The sequence below is a fragment of the Mycobacterium sp. ACS1612 genome, from assembly GCF_001667505.1.
In the GTDB taxonomy this organism is placed as follows: domain Bacteria; phylum Actinomycetota; class Actinomycetes; order Mycobacteriales; family Mycobacteriaceae; genus Mycobacterium.
In genome coordinates this window covers 1-18,506 of the sequence record NZ_LZHZ01000069.1, presented here as the reverse complement: position 1 = coordinate 18,506, position 18,506 = coordinate 1, and the positions used below count along the sequence as shown (strand labels likewise).

The window sequence follows — 18,506 nt, the reverse complement described above, 5'->3', positions numbered from 1 at the left end:
CGCTCCGGCCACTCCGCCACCGCCCCCGCCACCTCCCGGTGGTTGACGCAGCGGATCTCGACGCCGTCGCGCGGCAATTGGGCCGCGAGCCCCGCGGCGTGCTCGAGATCGCCTATCGGTGCCCCAACGGCGAGCCCGGCGTGGTCAAGACCGCGCCGAGACTGCCTGACGGCACGCCGTTTCCGACGCTGTACTACCTGACGCATCCGGTGCTGACCGCGGCGGCCAGCCGACTCGAGTCGTCGGGCATGATGCGGGAGATGACGCAACGGCTGCAGCAGGATCCTGAGCTGGCCGACGCGTACCGCAGGGCACACGAGTCGTATTTGGCGGAGCGTGACGCCATCGAACCGCTGGGCACGACGTTCTCCGGCGGCGGCATGCCGGACCGGGTCAAGTGTCTGCATGTGGTGATCGCGCATTCGCTCGCCAAAGGCCCAGGAGTGAATCCGTTCGGCGACGAGGCCCTGGCGGTGCTGGCCACCGAACCGGGCATGGCGGGCATCCTGGAGAAGGAGACGTGGGCATGAGCCGGGTGGCGGCGGTCGACTGCGGCACCAACTCGATCCGGCTGTTGATCGCCGACAAGGTGGACGGCCGGCTGGCCGACGTGCACCGCGAGATGCGGATCGTGCGGATCGGCCAAGGGGTCGACGCCACAGGACAATTCGCGCCCGAAGCGCTGGCGCGCACCCGGGCGGCGCTGGTCGACTATGCCGAGTTGTTGCGGAGGTTCGATGTCCCGAAGGTGCGGATGGTCGCGACGTCGGCTGCCCGCGACGTCGCCAACCGCGACGAGTTCTTCGCGATGACGGCCGACGTGCTCGGCACCGCGGTCCCCGGCGCCGTCGCGGAGGTCATCACCGGCACCGAGGAGGCCGCGCTGTCCTTCCACGGTGCGGTCGACGAATTGGATTCCGACTCAGCGCCGTTCGTGGTGGTCGACCTCGGCGGAGGCTCGACCGAAGTGGTGCTCGGCTCCCGCGACGTCGAGGCCAGCTACTCGGCCGACATCGGCTGTGTGCGACTGACAGAGCGATGCCTGCACTCCGACCCGCCCACCGCCGCCGAGATCGCCGCCGCACGTGAGGTGGTCCGCGAAGGCATGGGCGAGGCGCTGCGCGCGGTGCCCGTCGAGCGGGCCCGCACCTGGGTCGGGGTGGCAGGCACGATGACGACGCTGTCGGCGCTGGCGCAGCGGATGGCGAGCTATGACTCCGAGGCGATCCACTTGTCCCGGGTCGGCTTCAGCGACCTGCTGCCGGTGTGCGACGAGTTGATCGCGATGACGCGGGCACAGCGCGCCGCGCTCGGCCCCATGCACGAGGGTCGCGTCGACGTGATCGGCGGCGGCGCGATCATCGTCGAGGAACTCGCCGCCGCGTTGGGCAGCAGGGCCGGAATCGACGAACTGGTAGTCAGCGAGCACGACATCCTCGACGGCATCGCGCTGTCGATCGCCTAACCCGTCGCCGTTCCCACATAGTGCGGCACGCCGCGTTCCCGGAACCGGCGGCCGGTCATCTTCTCCGACTTGATGCGCAAGAAGTGGTCGCGTTTGCCGTCCACCCACGGCTGCACGAAAGTTCCTGCCACTTCCACCAATTCGTCGACCCCGGTGATCTCCTGGGCGTGCCCGACGACAACCACACTCCACCCGGTGCGCAGGTCAGGATCCAGTTCGTCGGCTTCGAAGGCCACCATCTGGTTTTCGGCGGCCGCGGCGAGTTTCCCTCCACCTGCGACGCGGATCACCACGTCGTCGCGCCACAACCGGAAGTTCACCGGCTGCACCGCGGGCAGTCCGTCCTCGGTGAACACCAGCCTGCCGACCCGAACTTCTTGCAGCAGATCCAGGCACTGCCTGCGGTTCAGCTCGTCCAGCTCTAGTCCCTTGGGCATGGCGATCAACCTCCTTGTACCAACGCGAGTGTCCCGACAGGGGTCGAGCGCCAGTGGCCCGCGCTCAGGGCGGTCAATCGTGCGACGGCTGTCTCGATGCCGTTCGCGAGTTCGTCGATGTCCGGGGCGGCGTCGTAATCGCCGATCACGCCGAACACCAGATGGTCGGCGTAGCTCATGATCGCGATGCCCGTCAGAAGATGCAGCGCCAAAGGCGGAATCGGCAACAGCCGCACGACTTCCCGGCCCATCACCCGTAGCCGTTTGCGCGGGCCTGGCACGTTAGTCGCAAGCGTGACGACACCGCGTTGCGGCAGTCGGGTCAACGCCCGCACCGCCCATGCGGTCACCGGGAACGGGATCGCGTTGGCGGCGGCGACGAAGAGGTTCCCGGCTTGACGTTGCCCGCCTGCCTTCGCCCGTGCCATCCGGCGGTGGACCGTTTGCAACTGCCGGATCGGGTCGGCCTTGTCGACGGGAAGATACGGCAGCATGACCGAAACCCGGTTGTCGGTTTTGTCAGCCGCGTCGTCGGGCCGTACTGACACCGGCACTAGGGTGCGTAGCGAATTGTATTGCGGCCGCTCACCGCGACGCATCAGCGTGGCGCGGAAACTGTCGGTGATCGCCGCGAGCGCAACGTCGTTGACTGTGACGCTGAACCGTTCGCACACCCGCGTCACGTCTTCCAGCGATACCTCGGCGCAGGCGTAGCGGCGCATATCGGTGACAGAGCCCGTCAGCGACGACGCGGACGGGCGCAGCAATCCGCCCGTGATCTCGACCGCGCCTTGTGCGGCGCGCAGCATGCCGGTGACCCAGTCGAACGGATTGAGGCTCAGCCCCGGCCGCCGCACCGGTTCGGCAGCGCGGATCTCGGTTGGGAACGCGGCACCGGCAACGCCGTCGCAGAGTCGGGCGAGCAGGTGAGTGGCCGCGATGCCGTCGGCGATGCAGTGGTGGACCTTCATCAGGATCGCCCATCGGTTGTGAGCCAGCCCGTCGACGACCCAGCACTCCCAGAGCGGACGGTCGCGGTCCAGGCGCCGCTCCATCACCTGCGCGACCCACCGGTACAGCGCGGCGTCGTCGCCGGGGCGGGGCAGCGCGGCGCGCCGCACATGGTGGGTGATGTCGACGTGACAGTCTTCCCACCGCGGAGCGCCGAGATCCAGCGGCTGGGTGCGCAGAATCTGCGTCAACCGCGGCACCGCCAGGATGCGCTCGGCCAGGTTCGCGGCCAGGCGGTCGAAATCGGGCATCGGACCTGCGAGAACAGCCACGGCGCCGATGGCCAGGCTGACGTGGCGGTCGGAATCCTCGGCCTGCAGGAACCCGGCGTCGAGCGTTGTCAATTGCTCCATGCCGCCACTGTGCGGCCTGCCGCAGGGGTCGCGGCAGAGGCGTTGGTCCCTAATTGCAAGGGCAACTGACATTCGTCACCAGCCCCTCCGCTGCGGTCGCGCCGACCAGCTCGCGGCTGCGGTAGACGATGTAGGGCCGGAACAGGTAGCCGATCGGCGCACAGGCCTGCGACGATCGCCAACACCAGCACGACGTACATCAGCTTGTCGTTGGCCGTCGTCGCCAGGAACACCGGGCCGCGGGTGCGGCGCCGGTAGACGAACAGCGCGATACCCGCCAGCGTTGTCACGCCCGCGATGGAGCCGAGCACGACGGCCTGCTCGTGGTACGCCTCATTGCTGAGACCGACGGCGTCCGTCCAGGATTCGGGGATCACCAGCCCGATGACGTGGCCGACGACCACGACCAGGATGCCGAAGTGGAACATCGGACTGGCTATCCGTAGGATCCGCGCCTCGTAGCGTTGCGACGACCGTGTGGTCCAGCCGATGTTGTCATAGCGATAACGCCACCACGACCCGATCACCACAATCGCGAGCGTGACGTACGACGCGACGTTCCAGAACATTTCGTCTACCCACAACCTGGATCACCCCGCCGTGGCGACACGGTCAACGTGAAGGGTTGCAGCCCAACCGCTTCCGCCGGCGGGCCGGTCGCCGCCTGTCGTGCAGTACGTGCGGCTTCGTGCGCAGCCTCATCGCGGCCTCCGGACGGGAACAGCCCCACGCGGGCACGCCGCGGCTGTCCTAGCTGAGCAGGTTGACCCGCGACGGATGGTCGGCGTTGGCCGCGATGCCGTCGGTGGTCTGCCGCTCCTTCAACGCATGGAATGTCTCGACGGCGATGGGTACCGGCCCGCCGCTGGCCTCCCCGAAGGGACCCGACTCGTACATCTCGGGTCCGCCGTCGGACGACAATGAGCAGCCTGCCTCTTCGGGCTGTTCCCCCTCGACGGCATAGGCGGTCGGATCACGTACCGCTCTTCGTATTTGGGCCAATGCGAGCAGCCGTCGAGCGCCGTCACTAGCTCTTTTTCTTCCGAACTGCTCAGGTCAGGTCGCCGGCCCTAGGTGGTCGACAGGGGTTCGATCATGTTCCAGGCCCAGAAGTTGATGGCCGATACCCAGCGATACCCAGGTGGCCAGTGCCAGGTTAAAACTGCGCCGGGCGCTGGTGTCCGGCATTATCGCCGTGCTCACATTTCCAGAGAACCACGCGCATTTGACACTGGGGTGAGTTGGGGGAAGTGCTGCGGCGCAATACGGACGGTTGAGAATTACCGTCCGGGTGCAGATTTCGGTGAGCGGCGGCGCTTCGTCGGGTCGCGTTGTCCCGCGAGTGTCAGGCCCAGCAACACCATGCCGACGCCAAGGCCGAAGTGCAGCCAGTTGTCGGGCCCGTTGACCGGCAGGAGGCGACTGCCCGCGAGCAGGCCCTGTAGCCACAGCACCAGGTAGACCAGGCCCCCTCCGAGGAAGTACGCCCGCGATGCGGCATACGTGCGCGCCAGGGCAAAGCCGACGAAGCCCGACACCAGATGCAAAACATTGTCGAGGCCCGAAATCGCAAACATGCCGAACAGTTTTCCCGCTGTGGTCACACCGGGGACGAACCCCAGCACACCAATCACCAAAAACCCGGCGGCAACCATCACCGCCGCGGCCTGGACCGCCATGTACTTGGGAGTGGTCGCGGCCATCGCCTTCTCTCCTGCGCTTATTTACGCAGCAGAAATACCCCCGGTGACGCCGGGTTAACCAGAGGAGTCGGGGGAGCTACCGCCTGATGTTGCAGTTCGGCGGGTTGCCGCAGTGGTGGCCGCCCTCGCATGCGTTGCAATGGCAGTTACAGCCGGAGCCGGCCTTGACTTCTGGTGCTCGCATCGTCGATCAACTCCTCTGTCGCTCTGACCACCCAGAAAGGGCGGGAGCAGAGTTCATTCTCGCGGACGCATATCAACATATGACGACGTAACAATGATTCGCATCACTTTGGGGTAACGGATGCATTCTGCCGAGCGGCGCGTTTTCAATGGCATGGCGAGTGAGCGAACTGACCTAGACAGCCGGCTTAACAGGCGCCAAAGTTCCGGTGTGATCGAGTTGGGCGAACAGACGGTCATCGACCAGCTGGTCGCGCGTCTGACGAGTCGGTATCCGACCATTTCCGAGTCGACCGTGTCGTCCGTCGTTCGCGATGTGCACGCCAGGTACGACGACAGGCCGTTGCGGGACTTCGTACCGTTGTTCGTCGAGCGCCACGCCCGAGCTGAACTCGACCGGTACACGTCGCGAACGGTTAGCGCGGACGAGCCAGATCGGGGTGGTCGCGCTCGTTGAATGGGCGCCATCAGTGAACGTTCGGGCGGCTTCCAGATCGGTACGCGGCGTCGGCCGGGGCGTCGTCGTCGCGAAACCGGCCCCGGGCATCGACTAGTTTCGAATGCGTCTGGGGCCCAATGGCCTTCATGCGCTCCGGCCGGTTGATCGTGATGACTGTGACGGGGCCGCGCTGGTCGTATTCCAGGTCTTCGTAGTTGGTCACCGCACGCCTGCCAACCGGTTGTCGAGGTTGGCGTGGAAATGGCCGATCGCACTCTCGTGTGTGCCGAACTCGACAAACGCATTGGCGCCTGCGCGCAGTCCTCGCTGTACGCCTTCGGACATCTCGTTGTCCTCCACCCCGCCTTCGTTGAGCAGGTTGCGCGACCCGTCGGCGACCGAGGGGTTGGCCGACAGGTGCTCGGCCACCTCGGGGGCGACCATGGCGTAGATGGTGACGGTGGTGTGGTCGAGGTCGATCGGGTCGATGGTGATGACCAGCACCTGGTTGGGGAACGTTGCCACCATCACGTTCGGGAACAGGTGATACACGTAGGTCACCCGGTGGTTGACCACCCACGACGATTCGGGACGCTCGCGCAGGCGCTCGATGTTGCGGAACGGGAACGTGATTCGGCTGTTCGGCCCGAACGCTTCGACGACGTTGAGGTCGTCGTACTGGAGCGGATAGAAGGTGTTCTTGTGCGTGGTGCGAATGTGGTAGCCCTCGAGGAACTGCTCGACGAGCACCTTCCAGTTCATCGCTCGCAGGGCCGGGCGCACCGCGAAGAGGCGCTGCGCGGGTAGCAGCTTGTCACGCCACGGGCTGCCGTCGGTCAGCGCCGACATCGCGGCTTGGGCTCCCGGCGCAGGCGACTGCAACGGGCCGATGACGATGAGGCCGTCCACTTCCTGGCTGTCGACCTCCACCAGCCCGCGGCTGTTCATGTCGAGATCAGGGAATGCGTCGGCGTGCGGCACGTGGGCGAGCGTGCCGTCGAGGCGGTAGGTCCAGCCGTGATAGCGGCAGGTCAGGGCGTGGGCGCAACCCGGGCCCTCCACCAGGGCCATGCCGCGGTGCCGGCATGAGTTGCGGAAGACGCGGGCCCGGCCGTCGCGGCCGCGCACAGCGAACAGCGGCACCCCGAACGTGATCCGTTCCGCGTGGTCGCCGGGATTCGGGATGACCGCCGATGGCAGAAACACGCTCGGATGCCCGCGCAGCATCTCCAGCTCGGACGCGAATCTGGTTCGGCTCAGGTAATTTTCGACGGGCTCACGCCACGCGGCACCTTCGTCGGTGGTGCCCGCGTCGATGTGCGCGAAGATGCGGCGGACGATCTCCACATCGTCGGCAACCGACGCCCTTGTCGGAGTGCTCATACCGTGGAAGTATCACACCGCGATAATCGCGTGTCAACGATTTCGTGAGATACTTGCAGGTGCCTGTGAACTGGATGAGATCCAGCAAGTTCATGGAAAGCTGGGGTGATGACAACCGATACGCCGATGCAACTGGGAATGGTGGGACTCGGGCGGATGGGCGCCAACCTGGTTCGGCGTCTGATGCGCGACGGGCATCGCTGCGTGGTCTACGACATGAACTCCCAGGCCGTGGCGGGGCTGGCTGGCGAAGGCGCCACCGGCGCGGACTCGTTGGGTGACTTCGTGCAGAAACTCGAGCAGCCGCGGGCGGTCTGGTTGATGCTGCCTGCCGCGGTGGTCGACGAGACGCTCGACCAACTGGTGGACCTGTTGGCGCCCGGCGACACCGTGATCGACGGCGGCAACTCCTATTACCGCGACGACATCGTCCGCGCCAAGCGCCTGGTGGCCAAGAACATCCACTACGTGGACTGCGGGACCAGCGGCGGGGTGTGGGGACTGGAGCGCGGCTACAGCCTGATGATCGGCGGCGAGACCGAGGTGGTCGGACGACTCGACCCGATCTTCAAGACGATCGCACCGGGTGAGGGCAGTGCTGAACCCACCCCTAGCCGCACCCGCACCGACGGCACCGCCCAGAACGGGTATTTGCACTGCGGGCCAAGCGGCGCAGGGCATTTCGTCAAGATGGTGCACAACGGGGTGGAGTACGGGATGATGGCCGCCATCGCCGAGGGGCTGAGCATCATCAAGCACGCCAACGCGGGAACCGTGAACCGCACCGTCGACGCGGAGACCACACCATTGCGTGATCCGTGGGCGTACCAATACGACATCGATGTCGAAGAAGTGGCCGAAGTGTGGCGGCGTGGATCCGTGGTGTCCTCGTGGCTGGTCGACCTGATCGCCGACGCGATGGCGCGGTCACCGGAACTCGATGACTTCACCGGCCGCGTTTCGGATTCCGGCGAAGGCCGGTGGACGGTGCTCGCAGCGGTCGACGAGGGTGTGCCCGCACCGGTTATCACCACGTCGTTGTTCGAACGATTCCAGTCGCGACAACTCGGCGAGTTCACCGACAAGGTGCTCTCGGCGATGCGCAGCGAATTCGGCGGCCACGCCGAGAAGACGTCATGACCACACCCGCGACCGCGCCCGCCGATGTCCTCGTGATCTTCGGCATCACAGGCGATCTGGCCAGGAAGATGACGTTCAGGTCGCTGTACCGGCTGGAGCGCCGCAAGCTGCTGGACTGCCCGATCGTCGGTGTCGCACGCGACGATTGGTCGGAGGCCGCGCTGCACGATCACGCGCGCAGCGCAATCGAGACCGCCGGCGAAACCATCGACGAGGACGTGTTCACCCGATTCGCTGCGCGGCTGTCGATGGTGTCCGGTGACTTCGGTGACGCGAAAACCTATGAGCGAGTGGGCCGCGCGATCGAGGGCAAGCACACCCCGGTGTTCTATCTGGAGATACCGCCGTCGCTGTTCGGCCGCGTCGTCGAGGGTTTGGCGCACGCCAACTTGACCTCCCACGCCCGGGTGGTGGTGGAGAAGCCGTTCGGCCACGACCTGGAATCGGCGCGGGCGCTCAACGCACAGTTACGCAGCGTGCTCGACGAATGGCAGATCTTCCGCATCGACCACTTCCTCGGCAAGGAACCGGCGATGGACATCATGTTCCTGCGGTTCGCCAATTCCGTCTTCGAGCCGCTGTGGAACCGGGACCGGATCCAGTGCGTGCAGATCACCATGGCCGAGAATTTCGGCGTGGACGACCGCGGCAGCTTCTACGACCCGGTCGGCGCGCTGCGTGACGTGGTGCAGAACCACCTGCTGCAGTTGATCGGCTTGTTCGCCGCCGAACCGCCCAGCGTCGCCGACGCCGACGGGTTGCGAGACAAGCGTGTCGAGGTGTTCCGTGCCATTCCGTCGATCGACCCCGCCCACTACGTACGAGGGCAGTACGACGGGTATCGGTCCGTCAAGGGCGTGCAACCGGACTCGCAGACCGAGACCTTCGCCGCGCTTCGGCTGGAGATCGACAACTGGCGCTGGTCGGGTGTGCCGTTCTTCCTGCGAGCCGGCAAGGCACTTCCGGTGCGGGCCACCGAGATTCGCGTCATCTTCAAACGTCCGCCCAAGCTGGCGATCATGAAGGAGAGGCCGGATCCCAACGAACTCGTGCTGCGCATCGATCCCAACCCCGGCACCGACATGGTGATCCAGGCCAAGGAGCCGGGCGTGAACAGCACGCGATGCGTCGACCTGTCGTTGACGTTCGCCAAGGAACTGGGCGAGGCACCGGAACCCTACGAACGGCTGCTGAGCGACGCGATGCGCGGTGACTCCGCGCAATTCGCCAGGGAAGACGGCGTCGAGGAGACCTGGCGCATCGTGCAACCGCTGCTCGACTCGCCGCCGCCGGTGCAGCCGTACGAGTTCGGCTCCTGGGGTCCTGCCGATGCGACGAAACTGGTTGTGGGGCATCCTAAATGGCGCGAACCCTGGCTGGAGACGTAGGTGCCGACAGCGTCGCGCAGTGACGTCGCCGACCTGATCGGGGACCGCACGCTGAGCGCACGTTCCGTGCTCGCGACGGCACTCCTCGGGGCTCCGGAACCCCACCTGACGGTCGGCGAACTCGTCGCGATGGCCTCGCTGTTCGGCATCAGCGACGGCGCCGCCCGAACCTGCTTGTGGCGGATGGTCTCCAACGGCGAACTCACCAGCGGCGACGGCACGTACGCGCTCACCGGGGATCTGCTGGAACGGCGGCAACGCGTCGACGACGCGTCACGGACCGCTGCCACCCGACCGTGGGACGGCACGTGGGAGTTGGCGGTCGTGTCGCTGGATCGCCGGTCGGCGGCCGACCGACTCGCGTTGCGTAAGGCGGCGACGGCGCTGCATCTCGCCGAACTGCGTGAAGGTGTGTGGATTCGTCCCGACAATCTCGACCCCGATCGGTTACCGACGCAGCGCGCCGTCCTGGACCGGCAATGCGTGCACTTTCATGACGCCGCCACCAACATCCCCGCGGACACCATCAGATCCCTGTTCAGCCTTGATGATTGGGCAACCGACGCGCGGCGGCTGACCCGCGCGCTGTGCGACGAGGTCGACGCCGAAGCGGTCGGGGCCGACGACTTCGCCTACTGGTTCGGGCTGTCGGTGACCGTCGTGCGGCATCTGCAACTCGACCCGCTGCTGCCCGATGAGTTGACTCCCGACGAGTGGCCCGGTCAGGATCTGCGCGAAGCGTACCAGCGCTTCAACGGGGTGTTTCAGCAGCGGCTGAGCACAGCCTTCCGTTAGTTTTCGCGGCGTATCGGGTCTTGTTGCGTCTGCTCGCGGACCCTTAGGCGGCATCGGGTAGCAGTCGCTGCAGTAGATCGGTCAGCGTGACCAACCCGATAGTGTCGCCGTCCTCGACGGCGAGTGCGAGGTGGTTTCGCCCCTGCCGCATGACCTGCACGGCCCGATACACCTTGGTGTCGACCGGCAGGCGCAGCACCGGTCGCATCAGATGCCGCGCCGTGGCGCCGCGCGGGGCACGCAAGCTGTCGCGAACGTGCACTACTCCGACGACGGCGCCGTCGCCATCACGGACCAATATCCGCTGGTGTCGCGTCGTCTGCGACTGGGCCTGTATGTCCGCCGCGTCGGCATCCGGGGGAACGCTCGTCAAATGCATTGTCCGCGAGACGATATCACCCACTGTGAGACGGTCGAGTTCCAGCGCGGTGGCCAGCGACCGGTAGTGCTCCTGGTCCAACGCGCCCACTTTTGCGGAGTGCTCGACGAGGTGGCGCAACGCTTCCGGATCCTGGCCGCTGTCGACGTCGTCGACCGGTGTGACGCCAACACGGCGCAGGCACCAGTTGGCGGCCTGATTGAGCGCGAGCAGCAGTGGGCGGGTGACCGCCATGAAGGCGCGCATCGGGATCGCGAGCACCGTCGCCGCCCGCTCGGGATGTGCGATCGCCCATGATTTCGGCGCCATCTCACCGATCACCAGGTGCAGGAACGTCACGACGACGAGCGCGAGTACGAATCCCGCCGCGTCGGCCACCCACAGCGGCGCGCCCCATGCACGGATCACCGGGGTGAGCCAATAGTGCACTGCGGGTTTGGTTGTCGCGCCGAGCGCCAGCGTGCATGCGGTGATACCGAGTTGCGAGCCGGCCAGCAGAACCGAGAGTTCTTTCGTGCTGCGGAGCGCATAACGCGCAGGAACGCTTTTCTCAGCGGCCTCCTCCAGACGATGCCGCCGGGCCGCCAGCAATGCGAACTCGACTGCCACGAAGAATGCGCTGACGGCGATCAGGCCGATGGTCAGCGCGACGATGACCCAGGGGTCACTCATCGCCGTCCCCCACGCTGACCAAGACGGAGGCAGGAACGCGACGTTGGACCGATTTCACCGTCGCGGCCAGCAGCTTTCGCTGCGGCAGCGTGATCTCGACCCTGTCACCGACAGCGGGCAACCTGCCCAGGTGCTCCATCAGCAGTCCGGCCAACGTTTCGTAGTCGCCGTCGGGAAGGCGGTGGTCGAGGACGCGCTGCGCCTCGTCGACGTGCATATCGCCGGGCAGCAGCCAGCCGTCGCGGCGGCGCACCGCTTCGCTGTCGTCGCCGTCGTGCTCGTCGGCGATCTCACCGACCACTTCCTCGGCGATGTCCTCGATCGTGACGATGCCGGCGAAGCCACCGTATTCATCGATAACGAACGCCATTTCGTCATTGGTTGCACGCAGCCGGTTGAGCACCTTGGGCAGCGGCAGCGAGGCGGGCACCCGGACTGCGGGTCGGCACCGTGTCCCGGCGACGGCGCGCGGGTCCGCGCCGAGAACGGCGTCGAGGTCCAGCACCCCCAGCAGATCGTCGGTGGAGTCACCGACCACGGGGTAACGCGTGTGCCCGGTCGCCATCCGGGTCAGCACGGCGTCGACGGACTCATCGGCGCGCACGCTGTCGACCTGGGTGCGGGGGATCATGGCGTGTTCGGCGGTGCTGGTCGGAAAGTCCAGAATCCGGTCGAGCAGGACGGACAGATCGGCCGGAAGCCGACCGGCCGAACGTGAGCTGGCGACGATGTGCCCGAGGTCCCGGACGGTGGCCGCCTGTTCGATGTCGTGCACGGGTTCCATTCGCAGCACTCGTAGCAGCAGATTCGACGAGCGGTCGAACAGCGCGATGAGCCACCCGAACAGTCGCAGGTACCAGTGGGTCGAGGTGGCCAGTTTGCGGGCGACCGATTCGGGCATCGCGATCGCGAGGTTCTTCGGCACCAGTTCGCCGAACAACATCTGAATCAGCGTGCAGAACAGCAGTGACACCGCGGCGCCGACGGCCACGCCCGCAGTGCTCGGGACGCCGCCGCCGACCAGCGTCGCGAACCCGCTGCCGATCAGTGGTTCCGCGACGTATCCGGCCAACAGACCTGTCACGGTGATGCCGAGTTGTGCGCCCGACAGCATGAACGACGTGCGCCGGGTGACGCCGAGCGCTCGCGTAGACGCCGCGTCACCCGCCTGCGCCCGCGCCATCAGCCTGGACCGGTTGACCGCCGTAAATGCGAATTCCTGCGCGACGAAGTAGGCGGTGAATGCCGTGATCAGGATGACGACAGCGATTCCGAGGCCGATGTCGAGCAGGGCCCTCAGCATGGCGGGCCAGGTCTTCGGGGGGCGCTCGAGGCGCTCATCACTCCCTTTTGTCGTCGAATCGGGGCGTCACTTCGACCATACCTAACGCTGCAGGACGGGCTTCAGCGCGTCGAGCACCGCTGGGTCCTCGATGGTCGACGGCACGGGTTCGTCCTTGCCGTGGGCGATGCCCCGCATCGTCTTGCGCAGGATCTTGCCCGACCGCGTCTTCGGCAGTGCGGCAACGACGTCAACAACTCTCAAGCACGCCACCGCGCCGATCTCGTCGCGCACCAACTGAACCAGTTCCTCTGCGATCCCCGCCGCAGACGCTCCCGCCTTCAGCACGACCAGCCCGCGAGGCACCTGTCCTTTGACCTGATCGTGAACGCCGATCACGGCACACTCGGCCACCGCCGGGTGCTTCGCCAGCACGGCCTCGATCGAACCGGTCGAAAGTCGATGTCCCGCAACGTTGATGACGTCGTCGATACGGCCCATCACGAACAGGTAGCCCTCCTCGTCGAAGTAACCGCCGTCGCCGGTGAGGTAGTAGCCGGGATGCTCGCACAGATACGACGCCTCGTAACGGTCGTCGTCACCCCACAGCGTCTGCAGAGTACCCGGCGGCAGCGGTAACCGGATGCAGATCGCACCCTCTTCGCCCGGTTCACAAGGCGAACCGTCGATCCGCAGGATCCGCACGTCGTATCCCGGCATGGGCACGGTCGGTGACCCGGCTTTGATCGGCAGCGCTTCGACGCCCATGGGGTTGGCCGCGATGGCCCAACCCGTTTCGGTCTGCCACCAGTGATCGACGACGGGGATGCCGAGGATGTCCGACGCCCAGCCGTAGGTGGCGGGGTCGAGTCGCTCGCCGGCCTGGAACAGATACTTCAGCGCCGACAAATCGTACTTGGCCAGGTGCAGTGCCTCGGGGTCTTCTTTCTTGATGGCGCGGATCGCTGTCGGCGCGGTGAACAGAGCCTTGACGCCGTGCTCGGACGCCACCCGCCAGAACGCGCCTGCGTCCGGGGTGCCGACCGGCTTACCTTCGTACAGCACGGTCGTCGCGCCGAGCAGCAGCGGCCCGTACACGATGTACGAGTGGCCCACCACCCAGCCGACATCGCTTGCCGCCCAATAGACTTCGCCGGGATGCGTATCGTAGATGTGGCGCATACTCCACAGCAGCGCCACTGCATGCCCGCCGTTGTCGCGCACGATGCCCTTCGGCTTGCCGGTGGTGCCGGACGTGTACAGCACGTACAACGGATCGGTCGCCGCGACGGGCACCGGATCGACGGGCAGCGCGTCGGCCATCAACTCGTACCAGTCGTGGTCGCGGCCGGCCAGCGGCTCACAGGGTCGCTGCTCCCGCTGCAGGATCACGCATGCGGGTGGGGCGTGCGCGGCGATCTCCAGCGCGCTGTCGAGCATCGGCTTGTAGTCGACGGTCCTGGTCGGCTCGACTCCACATGAGGCGGTGACGATCACCGCCGGTTTGGCATCGTCGATACGCGTCGCGAGTTCGTGCGCGGCGAATCCGCCGAACACCACCGAATGCACCGCGCCCAGCCGCGCGCACGCCAGCATCGCGATGACCGCCTCCGGCACCATCGGCATGTAGATGACCACGCGGTCGCCCTTGCCCACACCCAGCCCGCGCAGTACCCCGGCGAAGCGGGCGGTCTCGCCCAACAGGTCCCGGTAGGTGTAGGTGCGCTGCGATCCGGTCACGGGGGAGTCGTAGATCAGCGCGGGTTGGTCGGCGCGCCCGCCGTCGACGTGACGGTCCAGGGCGTTGGCGCAGGTGTTCAATTCGCCGTCGGGAAACCAGCGGTAGAACGGCGGGTTCGAGTCGTCCAGCACCTGGGTCGGTTCACGCGTCCACGTCACCGCCTTGGCGGCCTCGGCCCAGAAGGCCGTCGGATCGGCGATGCTGGCGTCGAATAGGTCGCGGTATCCACCCATACCCCGCACCGTAGCGCGGCAGGCGATACGTAAAGTCCGATTCATGCCAACCGAACCGCCGCCGATCGAAGGCGTCCGCCGGTCATTCGTCGAGGCGCGCGGGGTGCGTTTCCACGTCACGGAATCCGGCCCACCGGACGGCCGTCCCGTGGTGGCGCTGCATGGCTGGCCGCAGCATCACTGGGCGTACCACGATCTGCTCGCCGACCCGCCGACGGGGCTGCGCATCATCGCCCCGGATCTGCCTGGCTTCGGTTGGTCCGGACCCGCGCCGCACAAGTGGGCCAAGGAGGACGTCGCCAGCGACGTGCTGGCACTGCTCGATGCGCTCGAACTCGACCGGGTGCTGCTCGTCGGGCACGACTGGGGCGCGTACGCCGGCTATCTGATGGTGTTGCGCGCCGCCGAGCGTTTCGACGGCTATCTGGCGTTGAACATGGGCTACCCCTGGGTCACGGTCCGGACGTTTCTCCCTCATGCTGCACCGCTGCTGGAGTATCAGCCGCTGATGGCGTCGTTCGGGGTGCCGGTGCAGCGCTACACCAACTTCCTGCACCTCGTGTTCAAGGTGGGGTCAGCGCTTGACAGTCAGTACGTCCGGGTCTACGTGGCGCGCTTCCGCGATCCCGTGGTGGCGCGCGCGGGCCGCGACGCCTACCGGACCTTCCTGTTGCGCGAACTGCCAAGGGCGGCAAGGTCTTCCGAGAGGCGGCGGGCCACTGTTCCGATCCGCGCGTTGTTCGGGGTCAGGGACCACGTCATCCATGAATCGTGGACCTCACCAGAGAACGCCAACGCCGACGACTTCACCTTGGAGAAGGTCGACGCCACGCACTTCATCGTCGACGAGCGCCCCGACTTGATTCGCGCGCGGTTGATGGCGCTGGCCGACGAGACCGCGCGCTGAGCATCAGGGTTTGGCCGCGCGGGTCTCGGGTAGCCCGCGGGTATGGCAAATCCCAAAGGGCTCGCGCTGGTCACCGGCGCCTCCAGCGGTATCGGCTTCGAACTGGCGAAGCTGTTCGCCGACGACGGCTATGACCTCGTCATCGCAGCTGACGACGGTGCCCTCGACGCCAGCGCCGACAAACTCGCAGGCAGCGGTGTGCAGGTCCGGCCGTTCCAGGTCGACCTGCGCCAAGCAGAAGAGGTCGAGCGCCTCTATCGGAGCGCCACCGAGGATGGCACCCGACTTGCGGCTGCTGCGCTCAACGCGGGCGTCGGGCGGGCGGGCCCGTTCGTCGGCGGCGATCTCGACGACGACCTGAGCATCGTTGACCTCAACGTCCGATCGACCGTGCATCTAGCCAAACTCGTCTTGACGGACATGGCGGAGACCGGCACGGGCAAGGTGCTGTTCACGTCGTCGATCAGTTCGACGATGCCGGGATCGCTGCAAACCATCTACAACGCGTCGAAGTCGTTCGTGCAGTCGTTCGCCGAGGCGCTTCACGACGAACTGCGCGACACCGGCGTGACCGTCACCTCGTTGATGCCGGGACCGACGGCGACGGACTTCTTCCGGCGCGCAGGCATGCTCGACACCGTCATCGGCCGGATGCCGAAAGACGATCCCGCCGCGGTCGCCAGGCAGGGGTATGACGCGTTGATGCGCGGTGACCGCAAGGTGGTGGCGTCGTCGCTGCTGTCGAAGTCGATGGGGATGGTCAACCGGGCACTGCCCGACTCCGTGAAAGCGGTTGCCAGCCGGATGATTTCACTGCCGATAGGAAAGAGCAAATGACAGGGCCAGCAGCAATCGACAGCTCACTGACGGTCAAGCGCGACACCACCGCGACCCGCCAGCAGGTGTGGGACGTGGTGGCCGACGGTTGGACATACTCGCAATGGGTGGTCGGCAACACCCGCATGCGGGCGGTTGAGCCGCAATGGCCCGCGCCGGGGAGCAAGATTCACCACACCATCGGGATCTGGCCTGTGGTGCTGAACGACGAGACAGAGGTCGAATCGTCGACACCGCTGGAAGAACTGATCCTGCGCGCCAAGGGCCGGCCGTTCGGCGGCGCCCGAATAGTGTTGCGACTGCACGATATTCCTGGTGGTTGCCGTATCGAGATGGCGGAGGTGCCCGTCGGTGGGCCGCTGAATCTGCTGCCGCGCCGAGTCGGTTTGGCGGTGTCCTTCCCCAGGAACCGCGAGTGTCTGGCGCGGTTGGCTGCGCTGGCGGAACGGCGGCACGAGCCCGAGTGAGTACGCAAACCGTCGACGCTGTTGTGATCGGGGCCGGCCACAACGGTTTGGTGGCGGCCGCCACTTTGGCCGACGCCGGGTGGGACGTGTTGGTGCTCGAGGCGCAGCCTGAACCGGGCGGCGCGGTGAAGAGCGCCGAACTGTTCCCCGGCTACGTGAGCGACCTCTACAGCGCGTTCTATCCGCTGTCAGTGGCTTCTCCGGCGCTGCGGGCGCTGCATCTGGAGGACCACGGTCTGCGATGGTCGCACGCCCCTGCGGTGGTGGGCCATGCGCGGTCGGCTGACGATGACGACGCCGCAGTCATTTACCATGAAATCGACCGCACCGCACAAGATCTGGAGCGACGTCAGCGCCGAGACGGCGAGCGGTGGTGTGAGCTCTACGAGCAGTGGCTTCGCATCAGAGAGCCGCTGCTGTCGGCGCTGTTCTCGCCGTTCCCGCCGGTGCGGGGATTGGTCGGGTTGCTGCGCAAGCTCGGCACAGCGGACGCGCTGCGACTCGCGCATCGCCTGCTGCTGCCCGCCGGGGTGATGGCCGAACAACTGTTTGAGGGTGACGCGGCGCGACTTCTGTTGTTGGGCAACGCCATGCACGCCGACGTGCCGATCGACGCGCCGGGCAGCGGTGTGATGGGCTACCTGCTGATCATGATGGCGCAGGACGGTGGATGGCCGGTGCCGGTCGGTGGCGCGGGAAAGTTGGCGGCGGCCTTGGTAAACCGGGCGCGATCGGCCGGTGCGCACATCGAATGCAGTCGGCCAGTGGACGGTATCGACGTTCGTGGTGGACGCGCAGTCGCCGTCCGCACCGCCGACGGTGCGACCGTGCGCATCAGGCGCGCGGTCATCGCAGACACGTCCGCGCCGCGGTTGTACGGCGACTTGCTGCCTGCGCACGCCGTGCCTGATGCGGTATTACGCGATCTGGAGCACTTCGTCTGGGATACACCGGTTCTCAAGATCAACTACGCGCTCGACAGCCCGATCCCGTGGCGCTCGAAGAACCTCAACGACACCGGCACCGTGCATCTGGGTGCCGATCACGACGGCTTGATCCGCTGGATGGCCGACCTGAACACCGCGACGCTGCCCGAGCAGCCGTTCATGTTGTTCGGGCAGATGACGACCGCCGACCCCACCCGATCCCCGGTCGGCACCGAAAGCGCATGGGCGTACACGCATCTGCCGCGCGGGGTGGCCGACGACGGCTCCGCCGAGCAGGTCGCGCAGACCGTCGACCGGGTGCTCGAAGACCATGCTCCCGGCTTCACCGACCACGTCATCGGCAAGACGATTCAGCGGCCATCGGAGTTGCAGGCCAGCGACGCCAATCTGCACACCGGCGCGGTCAACGGCGGGACATCACAGCTGTACCAGCAGTTGATCTTCCGCCCGACCCCCGGCTTCGGCCGCGCCGAAACACCGGTGCAGAACGTCTATCTGGGCAGCGCAGGTGCCCATCCCGGCGGCGGTGTCCACGGGGTCTGCGGACGCAACGCGGCGCGCGCTGCGCTGGCAGGCGACGGCGCACGGGGTTGGCCACGGCGGCAGGTCAACCGCGCGGTGATGTCACTGTTGACTGCGAGCAGACGCAAAACTGCCTGAAAACCCGGGCGGTTTCACGCGGTGATTGCAACAGTGGGTGGTTTGGGTGGTTCTGAGAGTAGTTCGTCGAGGACTTCGGCGGGT

18 protein-coding genes and 3 pseudogenes are annotated in these 18,506 nt (G+C 66.5%); 10 read left to right on the top strand and 11 right to left on the bottom strand.

What is annotated here, in order from left to right:
* The first annotated feature begins 38 nt into the window (after positions 1–38).
* Both A5724_RS30105 and A5724_RS30100 read left to right on the top strand, forming a co-directional pair.
* Positions 39–530 carry a DUF501 domain-containing protein gene (locus tag A5724_RS30105; protein ID WP_067811029.1) on the top strand — a complete coding sequence of 164 codons (492 nt, stop codon included), beginning with the start codon at positions 39–41 and terminating at the stop codon, positions 528–530.
* Positions 527–1,465: a Ppx/GppA phosphatase family protein gene (locus A5724_RS30100; RefSeq protein ID WP_067811035.1), complete on the top strand. Its 939-nt coding sequence runs from the start codon at positions 527–529 to the stop codon at positions 1,463–1,465. The genes A5724_RS30105 and A5724_RS30100 overlap by 4 nt, the downstream gene beginning before the upstream one ends.
* Here the strand turns inward: A5724_RS30100 and A5724_RS30095 are convergent.
* From A5724_RS30095 to A5724_RS30080, 6 genes and pseudogenes are all read right to left on the bottom strand, one after another.
* The gene (locus A5724_RS30095) at positions 1,462–1,902 is read right to left on the bottom strand and encodes a pyridoxamine 5'-phosphate oxidase family protein (RefSeq protein ID WP_067811024.1); all 441 of its coding nucleotides are present in this window, start codon (positions 1,900–1,902) and stop codon (positions 1,462–1,464) included. The genes A5724_RS30100 and A5724_RS30095 overlap by 4 nt on opposite strands.
* A gap of 5 nt (positions 1,903–1,907) precedes the next feature.
* A complete protein-coding gene (locus A5724_RS30090; protein ID WP_067811010.1) occupies positions 1,908–3,266 on the bottom strand; it encodes a wax ester/triacylglycerol synthase family O-acyltransferase in 1,359 nt (452 codons plus the stop codon).
* 146 nt (positions 3,267–3,412) lie between these two features.
* Positions 3,413–3,838, bottom strand: a pseudogene (gene narI / locus A5724_RS30085) (respiratory nitrate reductase subunit gamma); the annotation flags it as partial.
* A 2-nt stretch (positions 3,839–3,840) separates the two neighbouring features.
* Positions 3,841–3,954, bottom strand: a pseudogene (locus A5724_RS34030) (nitrate reductase molybdenum cofactor assembly chaperone); the annotation flags it as partial.
* A 65-nt stretch (positions 3,955–4,019) separates the two neighbouring features.
* A pseudogene (gene narY, locus A5724_RS33435) lies at positions 4,020–4,280 on the bottom strand (nitrate reductase subunit beta); the annotation flags it as partial.
* A 266-nt stretch (positions 4,281–4,546) separates the two neighbouring features.
* Entirely contained in the window at positions 4,547–4,969 is a 423-nt protein-coding gene (locus tag A5724_RS30080) for a DUF4383 domain-containing protein (protein WP_067811008.1), read from the bottom strand.
* Positions 4,970–5,273: 304 nt separating this feature from the next.
* Here A5724_RS30080 and A5724_RS35255 point away from each other — a divergent pair, with 304 nt between their 5' ends.
* Positions 5,274–5,609 carry a three-helix bundle dimerization domain-containing protein gene (locus tag A5724_RS35255; RefSeq protein ID WP_369830683.1) on the top strand — a complete coding sequence of 112 codons (336 nt, stop codon included), beginning with the start codon at positions 5,274–5,276 and terminating at the stop codon, positions 5,607–5,609.
* Positions 5,610–5,619: 10 nt separating this feature from the next.
* On the opposite strand, the gene A5724_RS30070 is transcribed toward A5724_RS35255, so the two are convergent.
* Positions 5,620–5,814, bottom strand: a complete 195-nt coding sequence (locus tag A5724_RS30070) for an enoyl-CoA hydratase/isomerase family protein (protein ID WP_067811004.1) — start codon at positions 5,812–5,814, stop codon at positions 5,620–5,622.
* Complete coding sequence (locus A5724_RS30065) at positions 5,811–6,974, bottom strand: SRPBCC family protein (RefSeq protein WP_067811001.1); 1,164 nt, start codon at positions 6,972–6,974, stop codon at positions 5,811–5,813. The genes A5724_RS30070 and A5724_RS30065 overlap by 4 nt, the downstream gene beginning before the upstream one ends.
* A 126-nt stretch (positions 6,975–7,100) precedes the next feature.
* Between A5724_RS30065 and gnd the strand changes: the two genes are divergently transcribed.
* The 3 genes from gnd to A5724_RS30050 are packed head-to-tail and all read left to right on the top strand — an operon-like array spanning position 7,101 to position 10,297.
* Entirely contained in the window at positions 7,101–8,114 is a 1,014-nt protein-coding gene (gene gnd / locus A5724_RS30060; RefSeq protein WP_197518841.1) for a phosphogluconate dehydrogenase (NAD(+)-dependent, decarboxylating), read from the top strand.
* The gene (zwf, locus tag A5724_RS30055; RefSeq protein WP_067810995.1) at positions 8,111–9,502 is read left to right on the top strand and encodes a glucose-6-phosphate dehydrogenase; all 1,392 of its coding nucleotides are present in this window, start codon (positions 8,111–8,113) and stop codon (positions 9,500–9,502) included. The genes gnd and zwf overlap by 4 nt, the downstream gene beginning before the upstream one ends.
* Complete coding sequence (locus tag A5724_RS30050) at positions 9,503–10,297, top strand: PaaX family transcriptional regulator C-terminal domain-containing protein (protein WP_067810991.1); 795 nt, start codon at positions 9,503–9,505, stop codon at positions 10,295–10,297.
* A gap of 43 nt (positions 10,298–10,340) precedes the next feature.
* Here A5724_RS30050 and A5724_RS30045 read toward each other — a convergent pair whose 3' ends face one another.
* From A5724_RS30045 to A5724_RS30035, 3 genes are all read right to left on the bottom strand, one after another.
* Positions 10,341–11,348: a hemolysin family protein gene (locus tag A5724_RS30045; protein ID WP_067810988.1), complete on the bottom strand. Its 1,008-nt coding sequence runs from the start codon at positions 11,346–11,348 to the stop codon at positions 10,341–10,343.
* Positions 11,341–12,648: a hemolysin family protein gene (locus tag A5724_RS30040; RefSeq protein ID WP_369830684.1), complete on the bottom strand. Its 1,308-nt coding sequence runs from the start codon at positions 12,646–12,648 to the stop codon at positions 11,341–11,343. The genes A5724_RS30045 and A5724_RS30040 overlap by 8 nt, the downstream gene beginning before the upstream one ends.
* 84 nt (positions 12,649–12,732) lie before the next feature.
* Positions 12,733–14,649, bottom strand: a complete 1,917-nt coding sequence (locus A5724_RS30035; RefSeq protein WP_255397311.1) for a propionyl-CoA synthetase — start codon at positions 14,647–14,649, stop codon at positions 12,733–12,735.
* On the opposite strand from A5724_RS30035, the gene A5724_RS30030 reads away from it, so the two are divergent.
* From A5724_RS30030 to A5724_RS30015, 4 genes are read left to right on the top strand one after another with little or no spacing between them, the layout of a single operon-like run.
* Positions 14,648–15,511 carry an alpha/beta hydrolase gene (locus A5724_RS30030; protein ID WP_067810981.1) on the top strand — a complete coding sequence of 288 codons (864 nt, stop codon included), beginning with the start codon at positions 14,648–14,650 and terminating at the stop codon, positions 15,509–15,511. The genes A5724_RS30035 and A5724_RS30030 overlap by 2 nt on opposite strands.
* Before the next feature lie 42 nt (positions 15,512–15,553).
* Entirely contained in the window at positions 15,554–16,348 is a 795-nt protein-coding gene (locus A5724_RS30025; RefSeq protein WP_067810979.1) for an SDR family oxidoreductase, read from the top strand.
* On the top strand, positions 16,345–16,815 hold the full coding sequence (locus tag A5724_RS30020) for an SRPBCC family protein (protein ID WP_067810977.1): 471 nt from the start codon (positions 16,345–16,347) through the stop codon (positions 16,813–16,815). The genes A5724_RS30025 and A5724_RS30020 overlap by 4 nt, the downstream gene beginning before the upstream one ends.
* Positions 16,812–18,422, top strand: a complete 1,611-nt coding sequence (locus tag A5724_RS30015; RefSeq protein ID WP_067810974.1) for an NAD(P)/FAD-dependent oxidoreductase — start codon at positions 16,812–16,814, stop codon at positions 18,420–18,422. Before A5724_RS30020 ends, A5724_RS30015 begins: the two co-directional genes overlap by 4 nt.
* The last annotated feature ends 84 nt before the right edge of the window (positions 18,423–18,506 follow it).